14 protein-coding genes are annotated in these 12,048 nt (G+C 72.5%); 7 read left to right on the top strand and 7 right to left on the bottom strand.

The genetic code is table 11. The features are described from left to right. The first annotated feature begins 1 nt into the window (after nucleotide 1). From pknB to ACQEVB_RS07410, 5 genes are all read left to right on the top strand, one after another. Nucleotides 2-1,945, top strand: a complete 1,944-nt coding sequence (pknB, locus tag ACQEVB_RS07430) for a Stk1 family PASTA domain-containing Ser/Thr kinase (protein WP_432966774.1) — start codon at nucleotides 2-4, stop codon at nucleotides 1,943-1,945. A 41-nt stretch (nucleotides 1,946-1,986) separates the two neighbouring features. Next, a complete protein-coding gene (locus ACQEVB_RS07425) occupies nucleotides 1,987-2,622 on the top strand; it encodes an aminodeoxychorismate/anthranilate synthase component II (RefSeq protein WP_432966772.1) in 636 nt (211 codons plus the stop codon). 82 nt (nucleotides 2,623-2,704) lie between these two features. Next, the gene (crgA, locus tag ACQEVB_RS07420) at nucleotides 2,705-2,968 is read left to right on the top strand and encodes a cell division protein CrgA (RefSeq protein WP_432966770.1); all 264 of its coding nucleotides are present in this window, start codon (nucleotides 2,705-2,707) and stop codon (nucleotides 2,966-2,968) included. 117 nt (nucleotides 2,969-3,085) lie between these two features. Beyond that, nucleotides 3,086-3,475 (top strand): PH domain-containing protein, encoded by a 390-nt coding sequence (locus ACQEVB_RS07415; RefSeq protein WP_432966767.1) that lies wholly within the window; start codon nucleotides 3,086-3,088, stop codon nucleotides 3,473-3,475. Nucleotides 3,476-3,585: 110 nt separating this feature from the next. Continuing rightward, nucleotides 3,586-5,037: an amidase gene (locus ACQEVB_RS07410; protein ID WP_432966765.1), complete on the top strand. Its 1,452-nt coding sequence runs from the start codon at nucleotides 3,586-3,588 to the stop codon at nucleotides 5,035-5,037. 26 nt (nucleotides 5,038-5,063) lie between these two features. On the opposite strand, the gene ACQEVB_RS07405 is transcribed toward ACQEVB_RS07410, so the two are convergent. From ACQEVB_RS07405 to ACQEVB_RS07395, 3 genes are all read right to left on the bottom strand, one after another. After that, nucleotides 5,064-5,924, bottom strand: coding sequence for a rhomboid family intramembrane serine protease (locus ACQEVB_RS07405; protein WP_432966763.1), 861 nt, complete (start codon nucleotides 5,922-5,924; stop codon nucleotides 5,064-5,066). A gap of 64 nt (nucleotides 5,925-5,988) precedes the next feature. Beyond that, nucleotides 5,989-6,516 carry a peptidylprolyl isomerase gene (locus ACQEVB_RS07400; RefSeq protein WP_432966761.1) on the bottom strand — a complete coding sequence of 176 codons (528 nt, stop codon included), beginning with the start codon at nucleotides 6,514-6,516 and terminating at the stop codon, nucleotides 5,989-5,991. Further along, nucleotides 6,513-7,664 carry an alpha/beta hydrolase family protein gene (locus ACQEVB_RS07395; protein ID WP_432966759.1) on the bottom strand — a complete coding sequence of 384 codons (1,152 nt, stop codon included), beginning with the start codon at nucleotides 7,662-7,664 and terminating at the stop codon, nucleotides 6,513-6,515. The genes ACQEVB_RS07400 and ACQEVB_RS07395 overlap by 4 nt, the downstream gene beginning before the upstream one ends. 225 nt (nucleotides 7,665-7,889) lie before the next feature. On the opposite strand from ACQEVB_RS07395, the gene ACQEVB_RS07390 reads away from it, so the two are divergent. Together ACQEVB_RS07390 and ACQEVB_RS07385 are read left to right on the top strand one after the other, a co-directional pair. After that, entirely contained in the window at nucleotides 7,890-8,408 is a 519-nt protein-coding gene (locus ACQEVB_RS07390) for a hypothetical protein (RefSeq protein ID WP_432966757.1), read from the top strand. A 149-nt stretch (nucleotides 8,409-8,557) separates the two neighbouring features. Continuing rightward, nucleotides 8,558-8,965, top strand: a complete 408-nt coding sequence (locus ACQEVB_RS07385; protein WP_432966755.1) for a hypothetical protein — start codon at nucleotides 8,558-8,560, stop codon at nucleotides 8,963-8,965. 3 nt (nucleotides 8,966-8,968) lie between these two features. Here the strand turns inward: ACQEVB_RS07385 and ACQEVB_RS07380 are convergent, their stop codons facing one another. The 4 genes from ACQEVB_RS07380 to ACQEVB_RS07365 all read right to left on the bottom strand — a co-directional run bounded on the left by ACQEVB_RS07380 (nucleotide 8,969) and on the right by ACQEVB_RS07365 (nucleotide 12,038). Next, nucleotides 8,969-9,370 (bottom strand): GNAT family N-acetyltransferase, encoded by a 402-nt coding sequence (locus ACQEVB_RS07380; protein ID WP_432980203.1) that lies wholly within the window; start codon nucleotides 9,368-9,370, stop codon nucleotides 8,969-8,971. A gap of 91 nt (nucleotides 9,371-9,461) precedes the next feature. Continuing rightward, the gene (locus tag ACQEVB_RS07375) at nucleotides 9,462-10,790 is read right to left on the bottom strand and encodes an FAD-dependent oxidoreductase (RefSeq protein WP_432966753.1); all 1,329 of its coding nucleotides are present in this window, start codon (nucleotides 10,788-10,790) and stop codon (nucleotides 9,462-9,464) included. Then, on the bottom strand, nucleotides 10,783-11,442 hold the full coding sequence (locus ACQEVB_RS07370) for a VC0807 family protein (RefSeq protein WP_432966751.1): 660 nt from the start codon (nucleotides 11,440-11,442) through the stop codon (nucleotides 10,783-10,785). Before ACQEVB_RS07370 ends, ACQEVB_RS07375 begins: the two co-directional genes overlap by 8 nt. Continuing rightward, nucleotides 11,439-12,038, bottom strand: coding sequence for a TetR/AcrR family transcriptional regulator (locus ACQEVB_RS07365; RefSeq protein WP_432966749.1), 600 nt, complete (start codon nucleotides 12,036-12,038; stop codon nucleotides 11,439-11,441). The genes ACQEVB_RS07370 and ACQEVB_RS07365 overlap by 4 nt, the downstream gene beginning before the upstream one ends. Nucleotides 12,039-12,048: the final 10 nt, after the last annotated feature.

The following is a 12,048-nucleotide window of genomic DNA, read 5'->3' as shown; positions in this document are numbered from 1 at the left end:
GATGACCACGCCTCGACTGTTGTCCGAGCGCTACGAGCTGGGCGAGACACTCGGCTACGGGGGCATGTCCGAGGTGCACCGCGGGCTCGACACGCGCCTCTCCCGCGACGTCGCCATCAAGGTGCTGCGCGCCGATCTGGCGCGCGACCCGCAGTTCCAGATGCGGTTCCGCCGCGAGGCCCAGAACGCCGCCGCGCTCAACCACCCCGCGATCGTCGCCGTCTACGACACGGGTGAGACGCAGAGCGAGTTCGGCCCGCTGCCCTACATCGTCATGGAGTACGTCGACGGGCAGACCCTGCGCGAGATCATCAAGACCACCGGCCCGATGAGCCAGCAGCGGGTCATCGAGGTGATGGCCGACGTGTGCGCGGCGCTGGACTTCTCGCACCGCCACCAGATCATCCACCGCGACGTGAAGCCCGCCAACATCATGATCAACCGCGCGGGCGCGGTGAAGGTGATGGACTTCGGCATCGCCCGCGCGCTCGGCGAGGGCCAGAACGTCACCCAGACCGCCGCGGTGATCGGCACCGCGCAGTACCTGTCGCCGGAGCAGGCGCGCGGCGAGGCCGTCGACGCCCGCAGTGACGTGTACGCGGCCGGCTGCGTGCTGTTCGAGCTGCTCACGGGCGAGCCGCCGTTCACGGGCGACTCCCCGGTCGCGGTGGCCTACCAGCACGTGCGGGAGGACCCGCGGCGCCCGTCCGAGCTCAACCCGAGCATCCCGCCGGAGCTCGACGCGGTCGTCCTCAAGGCGCTGTCGAAGAACCCGGCCAACCGGTACCAGTCGGCCGCCGAGATGCGCACCGACCTGGTGCGGGTCCGCAGCGGCCAGGCACCGATGGCGCCGGCCGTGATGAGCGAGGACGAGCGCACCGCCATGCTCGCCGCCTCGCACACCGGTGCCACGCGCCGGATGAACGGCGGCCGCCACGGCGCCCCGCCCCCGCCGCCGCAGGAGTACTACGACGACTACGACGAGCCGCGCCGCAACACCGGCCGCCTGATCGGCATCGTCGCGGCGGTCGTGGTGGCACTGGGCGTCATCGGGTTCGTCGCGTACCAGCTGTTGAGCGGGCCACCGGCGGCGCAGAAGGTCACGATCCCGACGACGCTGGCCGGCCAGACGTTCACGGTCGCCAACAACACGTTGATCGGCCTGCAGCTGCGCACCAATCCCCAGCCGGAGCTCGCCTTCTCCGACACCGTGCCGCGGGACCAGGTGATCAGCACGAACCCGCCGATGGGCACCCAGGTGGAGCAGCGCACCGTCGTCACCCTCACCGTCAGCAAGGGCCCGGCGCGGGTCCGGGTGCCGAACCTCGTCGGCAAGTCGGAGGCCGACGCCAAGGCGCTGCTGGAGCAGAACGGGCTCAAGGTCGGCAAGTCGACCCAGACCTCCACGACCGACTCCACGCTGTACAACAAGGTCGTCAAGTCGGACCCGAGCGGTGGCGACGAGGTGGACAGCGACAGTGCCGTCGACATCCAGATCGGCGCGCAGGCCACCGGGGATCCGCTGGAGGACTACAGCGGTCGGTCCGTCGAGGACGTCGCGAACGACCTGAAGAACAAGGGCTACAAGCCGCTGCGCCCGAACGGCGCGAGCGACGACGACCAGGTCACCGGCACCAACCCGCCGGCCGGCTCGCAGGTGCCCGACGGCGGCACGGTGCAGATCCTGACCAACGGCCACGGCGGCCAGGGCACGAAGTCCGTGCCCGACGTCACGGGCCTCAACGAGAACCAGGCGCGCGCCCAGCTCAACAGTGCGGGCTTCACCAACGTGCGCACGACGACGCAGCAGGTCAACGACGCCAGCCAGAACGGCAAGGTGCAGCGGCAGAGCCCCAACGGTGGCCAGAACGCCGACACCGGATCCCAGGTGACCCTCGTCATCGGCCGCTTCCAGGGCGGTGGCGGCGGCTTCTTCGGCAACTAACCGGCTGGCCCCGACCGGGGTCGGCCGGGGACACTGGGCGCATGCGCGTCCTCGTCGTCGACAACTACGACAGCTTCGTCTTCAACCTGGTCCAGTACCTGGCCCAGCTCGGTGCCACGCCGACGGTGCGGCGCAACGACGAGCTCGACCTCGACGAGCTCGGCGACGTCGACGGCGTGCTGGTGAGCCCCGGCCCGGGCACCCCGGAGCGGGCGGGTTCGAGCGTCGAGGTGATCCACCGGGCCGCGGCGGCCGAGCTGCCGCTGCTGGGCGTGTGCCTCGGGCACCAGGCCATCGGTGTCGCGTTCGGCGGGGTGGTGGAGCGGGCGCCGGAACTGCTGCACGGCAAGACGTCGCTGGTGCACCACACCGGTGCCGGCGTCCTGGCGGGGATGGCCGACCCGTTCGTCGCCACCCGGTACCACTCGCTGACGATCCGGCCCGACACGCTGCCGGCCGAGCTGGAGGTCACCGGCCGCACCGAGGGCGGCGTGATCATGGCCGTGCAGCACCGGTCGCTGCCGATGCACGGGGTGCAGTTCCACCCCGAGTCGGTGCTCACCGAGGACGGGCACCGGCTGCTGGCGAACTGGATGCGGCTGTCCGGCCACGCGCCGGACGCCGGCACCGTCGAGCGGCTCACCGCGGAGATGGCGCAGCTGCGCGCAGCCGTCTGACCGGCGGCTGCCGGTCGCGCTACCGTGTGGGACCAGAGTCCGTGCCGGCCGGCGCGGCGAGCCACGACGAGGGTTTCCGACGATGCCGAAGTCCAAGGTCCGCAAGAAGACGGTCTACACGCCTCCGGGCGCCGACCGGAAGACTCCGGTCAAGGTGAAGGGCCCCACGCACCCGGTGTACATCGCCGTGATGCTGGGGCTGATGCTGCTCGGGCTGGTGTGGCTCGTCGTGCAGTACCTGGCGGTCGACCTCATCCCGTGGATGAGCCAGCTCGGCCCGCTCAACTTCCTCATCGGATTCTCACTCATCGTAATCGGGCTCCTGATGACGATGAAGTGGCGTTGATCAGCGAAAACACATGCCTGTAAGTAGTCCCCAGTGTGGACAGACCCTGTGGACAACTTCACTGTGAGTGATCAACACTACTCCATTTGCCGCTGGAGTCCGGCTCCGGCGCTGGTCGTGACGCTGTGGGTCGCCGCCGCCGCGCTCGGCGTGTGGACGGCGATCCTCTGGGCCACCGACGCCGACGCTCCCGGCCGGCTCCTCGCCGCCGTCACCGCATCGGGGCTGGCGGTGTGGGCCTTCTGGGCCACCCGCGCTCGCCCTCGGTTGCAGGCCGATCCCGACGGGGTGACGGTGCGCGGGTTCGGCGCGCCGCGCCACCACCCGTGGCCGCTCGTGCAGGACGTGCGCGTCGTGCGCACCCGCCGGCTGGGTCGCGAGAGCTCGTTCCTCGAGATCGACACCGTGCGCGCCGACGGCACCGAGCAGCTGCTCCTGTTCGGCCGCCTCGACCTCGCCGCCGATCCCGAGGACGTCCTGCCGGTGCTGCTGGCCGTCCGGCCCTGATCGAGAGGGCACAACGGGCGGCCGAGAGCAAATCTGCACGTCGAGATCTGCGCCCCGTTGTGCGAATCAATGTTTTATGGCTCCACGAATGGGCCGTTACCGTCGAATTCATGGATGTGGATTTCTCGACGGCCGAAGAACTCGTGGCCGCTCTGCGTGCCGGTGACGTGACGTCGGTGGAGCTGACCGACGCGGCGATCGCGCGCATCGAGCGGGAGGACAAGGCGATCAACGCGATCTGCGTGCCGGACTTCGACCGTGCGCGAGCTGCCGCGCGCGACGCCGACGAAGCGCGCCGCCGCGGTGCGGACAAGCCACTGCTCGGCGTCCCGGTGACGGTCAAGGAGTGCTTCAACGTGGCCGGGCTGCCCACGAACTGGGGCATGCCGGAGCACCGGGACCACGTGCCGGCGGAGGACGCGGTGCAGGTGTCGCGGCTGAAGGCCGCGGGCGCGGTGGTGCTGGGCAAGACGAACGTGCCGGTGGGGCTGCAGGACATCCAGAGCTTCAACGAGGTCTACGGCACCACCAACAACCCGTGGGACCCCGACCGCACGTCCGGCGGATCCTCCGGCGGCTCGGCGGCGGCGCTGGCCTGCGGGTTCGGTGCGCTGTCGATCGGCTCCGACCTCGCCGGATCCTTGCGCACCCCCGCGCACTTCTGCGGTGTCCACGCGCACAAGCCGACGCTCGGGCTCGTGGCGGCGCGCGGCATGGTCCCGCCGCAGGCACCGGCCCTGCCCGTCGATCTCGACCTCGCCGTCGTCGGCCCGATGGCGCGCTCGGCTCGCGACCTCACGCTGCTGCTCGACGTCATGGCCGGGCCGGACCCGCTGACGTTCGGCACGGCGCACGAGCTGGCCCTGCCGCCCGCGCGGCACGAGCGGCTCGGCGACTTCCGGGTCCTCGTGATCGACGAGCATCCGTTCGTCCCGACCGCGTCCGCCGTGCGCGCGGGCGTGGATCGGGTGGCGGGCGCGCTCGTCGAGGGCGGCGCCCGCGTCGAGCGGCACAGCGCGTTGCTGCCCGATCTGGCCGAGGCCGCGTACCTCTACACCCTGTTCCAGTTCTCGGGTTCCGTCGCGCGCTTCCCCGTCGACACGGACGAGGAACTGCGGATCCGCGCCGCCGCGCTGAGCGCGGACGACCGGAGCCTCGACGCGGCCCGCGTGCGCGGGATGCTGCTCAGCCACCGCGACTGGCTCGAGGCCAACCACCACCGCGAGCTGCACCGCCACAGCTGGCGGCAGCTCTTCACCGAGTTCGACGCCGTCGTGTGCCCGATCACGCCGACCCCGGCGTTCCCGCACGACCACCACCCCGACCCGTTGGAGCGCCGACTCGACATCGACGGCGTCGAGCACCCGTACTTCGACCAGCTCGTCTGGGCCGGTCTGGCCACCATGCCCGGACTGCCGGCGACCGCGATCCCGACGGGCCCGTCCCCTGACGGCCTGCCGGTCGGGGTCCAGCTCGTCGGCCCGATGTACGAGGACCGCACACCGTTGCGGCTGGCCGAACTGCTCGAGGAGCGGATCGGCGGCTTCCAGGCGCCGCGGTAGCGCCCGGGCTGGGTGGCGGCCCGTCGCTAGAAGAAGCGGGCCGCGCCCAGCACCGACAGCACGACCACCAGCACCGTCAGTCCGCCCAGCAGTGCCGTCTGCAGCGCTGTGCGGTTGGTGCGCGGCACGTAGACGATCGCGGCGGTCGCCGCCGCGCCCGCCAGCGCACCCCCGAGGTGGGCGAGCAGCGCGATGCCCGGGACGACCACGCTGATCACGACGTTGATGAAGATCGTGGGCATGATCATGCTCACCGGGAGGCGCATCCGGATCAGCACCACGAGGTAGGCCCCGAGCAGCCCGAACACCGCGCCGGACGCGCCGGCGACGCCCCCGTTCACCGGGTAGAAGAGCATGCACGCCGCCGAGCCGCCCAGCAGCGCGATCAGGTACGTCGCGAGGAAGCGCCAGCGGCCCAGCACGGGTTCGATCTGCTGGCCGAGCATCCACAGCGCGACCATGTTCAGCGCGATGTGCACCAGCCCGAAGTGCAGGAAGCCGCTGGTGAGCAGGCGCCACCACTCGCCCTGCGCGACGTACCCGGGCACCAGCACCCACTCGTCGAAGAGGTCTGCGCGGTCCACCTCGAGCACGCTGCGCGCCTGCACGATCGTGACGACGAAGACGAGCAGGTTGAGCGCTATCAACGTGAAGGTGACGACCGGCCGCCCACGACCGGCCGAACGCGCGCCCGCCACCGTCGTGCCGCGGCGGACGCCGCGCGATCCCTCGGCGACGCAGTCGACGCACTGGTAGCCCACCGACGCCTCGCGCAGGCAGTCGGTGCACGCCGGGCGCCCGCACCGGGTGCACGCCAGCCCGGTGGGCCGGTCGGGGTGGCGGACGCAGACCGCCGGGGCGGCCGGGGGGCCCGCGGGATGACTCACCACGCAACCTCTTCGCTGTCGCTCATCGTCAACGTCCGCGAGCCTGCCCCGGATCCGGCTGACCTCAGTCCGAGACCTGGATGCTCTCGATGACCACCTCGGACAGCGGCCGGTCGTTGCGGTCGGTCGGGGTGGTGGCGATCGCGTCGACGACGGCACGGGACTCGGCGTCGGCGACCTCGCCGAAGATCGTGTGGCGGCGGTTCAGGTGCGGGGTCGGGCCCACGGTGATGAAGAACTGCGAGCCGTTGGTGCCGGGTCCGGCGTTGGCCATGGCGAGCAGGTACGGCCGGTCGAACTTGAGGTCCGGCGCGAACTCGTCCGCGAACTGGTAGCCGGGGCCACCGCGGCCGGTGCCGGTCGGGTCGCCGCCCTGGATCATGAAGCCGCCGATGACGCGGTGGAAGACGGAACCGTCGTAGAACGGCCCGGAGGTGCCGCCGCCCGCGTTCGGCCGGCTGTACTCCTTGCTGCCGGTCGCGAGGCCCACGAAGTTGTCCACCGTCTTCGGCGCGTGGTCGGGGAAGAGCGTGATGCGGATGTCGCCCTTGTTCGTCCGCAGCGTCGCCGTGTGCTTGCTTGGTTCTGTCACGCGACCATCGTGCCAGGCCCGGGCGCCGGCTGCGTGTCCAGCACCGTCCCGAGGAACGCCGTCACGGCCTGTTCGTAGGCCTGCGGGTCGGCGTTCCAGGACGCCGTGTGCTCCACGTCGGCCACCTCCAGGTACCGCAGATCCCAGCCCAGAGCGGGTGCGGCGGCGGCCAGCGCCCGGCTCGGACCGGGCGGCACCGCGGTGTCCATGGCGGAGTGCACGAGCAGGGTCGGAGGGCGCATCGCCGGGGGCCGGGCGAGCAGGTCGAAGCGGTCGAAGTCGATGCCGACCCGCCGCCGGGTGAGCGCCGTGACCAGCCGGATCAGGCTCGCCGGGAGCCACCGGTTGCGGGCCTGGCGGCGCAGCGTGGCCCGCCAGTCGATCACCGGCGCGTCCCACACCATGGCGACGACGTGCCGTGCGAGCGCCGAGCGATCCACCAGCGCGGCCGTGATCGCCGCGCCCATGGACCAGCCGTAGAGGACGACCCGGCGCGCGCCCCGGTCCAGCGCGAACCGGATGGCCGCCTCGACGTCGAGCCACTCGGTGTCGCCGAGGTGGCCCAGCCCGTCCGTGCTGGCCGGAGCGCCCTCCTCGACGTCGTTCCGATAGGTGACGGCCAGCGCCGTGCAGCCCAGCGCGTGCACGGCCGGCAGCACCCGCAGCGCCTCCCTGCGCTGTCCGTGGCGGCCGTGCACGAACAGCACCCAGTCGGCGGCCGCCGTACCCTCCCCGGGCACCAGCCATGCCGGGCACGGCCCCGCGGGTGCGTCCACGACGACGTCGGTGAACGCGAGCCCGCGCGCTCCTGGATCAGGGTCGAACGGGCCCGGATCCAGCCCCGCGGGACCCGGAGGCGGCACCGGACCGCGCAGCAGCGGCCGCACCACGGTGCCGTCGGTCACCCGCAGCACGGGCCCCACCATGGCCAGCCCGTCCGGGAAGCGCAGACCCCACGTGCCCGGCTGCACCGACAGCCGCGACGCCCGGAGCGTCACCGCGTGCTCGTCGGCGGCCAGCACCTCGTCCAGCAGCATCGGGCGGCGGCGCGCATCGGTCAGCAGCACCGAGTAGCGCCAGCTGATCCCGGCCGCTGCGGCCGCGACTGCGGACGTCGCAAATGCGGCCGCCTGGATCCCCTTCACCATTCAGGTGACCTCCGACACATGCGCACAGTTGTCGATTGCAATGGTGCGCGCGTCAAGCAGCGCCACGCCACCCGTGTCGGTGAAACCCGCTCTGACCTGCAGATCGGTTGCCACTGAATCGGGTGAAGAACGCTCCGGACCGCCCGCCGAGCACATCTTTCCCCTTCATCTTTCGTTGCTTGCCCTGAGTCACCGCGCAGTCACAGTTTCCGAAGGGAACGCAAGATGAGCAGCAACGCCCGCCGCAGCATCCGCACCACCGCTGCCGCCGCCGGAATCGCGGCACTCGGCATCGGTTTCGCGGGCCCCGCGCTCGCGGCCCCGAGCGCCTCCGACCTCCCCGAGGCCCCCGCACTCGACGCACCGTCTGCTCCTGCTGGCGACAGCGCGGTCCCCGGTCTCGAGGCGTTCACGCAGGCCGCCGACACCGCCCACTCCGGCATGCCGGCTCTCCCGGACGCCTTCTCGTTCCAGGCGCCCACGATCGACGGGGCCTCGATCGCTCCGGCGCAGCACCCGCAGGTGGACCCGTCGTACCTGTCGACGCACATGCCCTCGGTCGAGTCCCTCGCCGTCCCGACGGAGATGAACGCGGCGTCGCTGCCCGGGACCGACGGCATCGCCAACCTCGACGGGACGTTCAACGGGCACAACGTCAACAACGACTCGCCCGCGCTGCCCAGCCTCGACACGGCGAACGCCTTCACCAGCCTGCTCCCCCAGGCCGGCATGCCGAGCCTGTGATCTGACGCTCCCCGGCAGTACCCGCGGCCCGGCGCTGCGACCCCCGAGAGGTCGCGGTGCCGGGCCGCCGGCGTATGACGTGCGAGGTCATCGACCGGCCACCGAGCCGGGACCGAGAGTGGGTGCACCACCAGCTCCCGGAGGCACCCATGACCACCAGCACCGCACCCACCCGCACCGTCGACGACGGCCGCCTGCTCCGGCTCGCCCTGCGCGTCGACGCCGCCGCGTCCGGCGCGCTGGGCCTCGTCGCCCTCGGCGCCGCACCCCTGGTGCACGAGCTCACCGCCGCCCCCGAGGCCGTGCTGCGCGGCGTCGGCGGGTTCCTCGTCCTGTTCGGGATCGCGCTGCTCGCGCTGGCGGCGCGCCGGCAGATGCCCGTCGCGCTCGTCTGGACGGTGGTGGTGGGCAACCTCGCGTGGGTCGTCGCGAGCCTCGCCGTCGCCCTGCTCGTGCCCCTCACCGTGCTCGGCACGGTGCTGGTGGTCGCCCAGGCGCTCGCCGTCGCGGCGTTCGCCGACCTGGAGTGGATGGGCCTGCGCCGCACGACGGCGTAGCGCTCAGCCCTGCAGGGACAGCTTCATCCCGACGTGCGAGTCGACGAAACCGAGCCGCCGGTAGAAGCGGTGCGCATCGACGCGCGACTTGTCGGTGGTGAGCTGCACCAGCACGCATCCGCGCCGGCGCGCCTCGTCGATCGCCCACCTGATGAACGGGCTGCCCAGCCGGCGGCCGCGGTACGCGGAGTGCACCCGCACCGCCTCGATCTGCGCGCGCAGCGCACCACCGCGGGACAGCCCGGGGATGACGGTGAGCTGCAGGGTGCCGACGACGACGCCGTCCGCGGCCTCCAGCACGGCCAGCAGCTGCCGAGGATCGGCGTCGATCGCCTCGAACGCAGCCTCGTACGCCGCGAGCGGCGCGCCCTCCCGCGTGCTGCCGAGCGGGTCGTCGGCCAGCATCGCCACCAGCTCGGGCACGTCGGCCCGGCGCGCCGCCCGCACCGTGAACCGCTGCCCGTCCGCCTCGATCGCGTCGTCCACGCCCTGATCGTCACACGTTCCCGAACCACCGGTGCAGCGCCGCCTCCAGTCCCGGTCCGCCCGTCCAGACCACGTACCCGTCGGGACGGACGAGCTGCGGCGCCGGGCCCGGGCGGTGCTCCACCCGGTCCGACCAGCGCTCCGGCAGCGGTGCGCCGACGAGCACGCCGCGCCCGTCGGGAGCGACCGGCACGTCGACGGCCCGTCCGCACGTGCCCGGGTAGCTGATCCCGACGCCGGACAGCTCCGCCGCCATCGCGCGGCGGGCCTCCGGGACGGCGAGCAGCCCGTCGACGATCGCGCGGACCGTCGCGACATCGGGGTCAGGGATCCCGAGCAGGCCCTGCGCTCGCGTGCTGACCAGCACTCGGGCGGCGACCGGGTGGCGCTCGGCGTGGTAGCTGTCGAGCAGGCCGGCCGGCGCGTGCCCGCGGACCTGCGCGGCTAGCTTCCAGCCCAGGTTCACCGCGTCCTGCAGGCCCAGGTTCAGCCCCTGCCCGCCCACCGGGAGATGGATGTGCGCGGCGTCGCCGGCGAACAGCACGCGGCCGTGCCGGTAGCGCACCAGCTGCCGGGCCGCGTCGCCGAACCGCGACGCCCACAGCAGCTCCCCCACCTCGATACCCGGGCCGTGCGCGCTGGTCAGCGCGCGCTGCACCTCGCCCGCCGTGACGGGTGCGGCGCGATCGATCTCCTGCTGCTCGGCACCGGCGACGACCGCGCGGTAGCGCCCGTCCGACAGCGGCAGCAGGAACCCCGATCCCGCCGACGGCAGCTGCCAGTCGTCGGCGAGCCCCAGCGGTTTCGCCGCGAGGGTGAGGTCCGCGACGACCAGCGAGATCCGGGCCGACGTGCCCGGGAAGGCGGCGCCCAGCAGGGATCGGACGGCGCTGTGCCCACCGTCGGCGGCCACCAGCCAGCCGGCCCGGTGCTCGCGCCCGGCAGCGGTGACGGTGACCCCGTCGGCGTTCTGCGCCACGGCGTCGACGGCGGCCGCGCGCTGCACGGGCGTGCGCAGCTGCGCCTCGATCGCCGCCGCGACGTGCGCCTGCTCCACACCGAGCTGGTACGGGAATGGCGACGGCAGATCGGTGTAGTCGATCGGGATGCCGGAGAAGTGCCCGGCCGGCAGGCGGGCGTGGACGTGCGGCTCGATCGCGTCCAGCAGTCCGCGGTCGGCGAGCACCTCGATCGACCGGGGCTGGAGCGCCAGCGCCTTCGACTGCGGGGACGGGCACCGGTCGCGCTCCAGCACCAGCACGTCCAGGCCGGCGCGTTCGAGCTCGTACGCGGCGAGCAGGCCGGTCGGGCCGGCGCCCGCCACCAGCACGTCAGGCATCGATGCCTTCCCGGCGGATGTACCAGACGTGCCACGTGATCAACGCGGCCAGCGTCGCCAGCCACACCACCGTCGTGACGGCCGAGACCAGGTCGATCGGCAGCACGTACACGAGCACGACGTGCGCCACCGCGTGCACCAGCAGCACGGCACCCCACACGGCCGTGTCGACGCGCAGGGCGTGCCGGAACCGGGCGTCGGTGTCCCAGCGGGCGGCCCATGCGGCCGCGCCCTCGGCACCGCGCTTGACCTCGGCGATCGTGCGCCCCAACGTCAGCTGCGCCGGCCGGCCCACCCAGACCGACACCAGCATCCACGCCCCGAACAGGCCGCCCAGCACGGCCGTCCAGCCCTCCCGGACCACGAGCGTGCGCGGGTCGTCGGACAGCATGCCGAGCACCACCGAGAGCACGAGGACGCTCAGGGTGACCAGCGCGACCATGTCGACCCGGCGGCTGCGCACCAGCTTCCACAGCACGTACGGCCCCGCCACCAGCACGCCGGCCATCAGCGCCCACCACTGGCTCACGCCGGCGGCGCGCAGCCCGTAGAACAGCGCCATCGGGACGACCACCTCGAACAGGATGCTCAGCAGGTTGGCCTGCACCAGCCGGCGCAACCCGGCATCGGGCTCGGTCTTGCCCTCGATCATGTGTCCCCCTCGGTCTCGGATGCGGTCGCCCGCACGTACAGGTCGGCGAGCTCGCGGCCCAGCCGGTCGAGCTCTGCCGGTTCGACGCCCTGCGCCGCGGCGGTGGCCACGACGGCGTCGAGGCCGGCCATCAGTGCGAGTGCCGTGGTCCGCACGTCGAAGCTGCGGAACGCGCCGGCGGCCTGGCCGTCGCGGAAGTGCCGCTCGAAGAGGGCCAGCCGCTCGTTCACCGACGCGCTCTGCGACCCGGCGTTCCGCACCAGGTCGATGAGCGCCCGCACGGGCGCGGGGTGCTCGCCGACGAGCGCGACGTTGGACTCGACGTAGGCCCGCAGCTGCGCGACGTGCCCCTCGGCGGCGTCGACGCGCGGCTGCATGTACGCGCCCGTGACCTCCTCGATCTCCGCGATGCACGCGTTGAGGAGGTCGTCCTTGCCGGCGAAGTGGTAGCTGATCATGCCGGTGCTGGACAGCCCGGCGTGCTTGGCGATCCGGCTGAAGGACGCATTGGCGTACCCCACCTCGGCGATCACCTCGATGGCGGCGGTCACGATCTGGGCGCGGCGGCCCGATTCCGTGAACGTTCTTGCTCGCATGAGCAAAATT

It is taken from the genome of Pseudonocardia sp. CA-107938, from assembly GCF_050936315.1.
Taxonomy (GTDB): Bacteria; Actinomycetota; Actinomycetes; order Mycobacteriales; family Pseudonocardiaceae; genus Pseudonocardia.
Note: the sequence above shows the minus strand (reverse complement) of the source record. Positions and strands in the feature narration are given on the sequence as shown.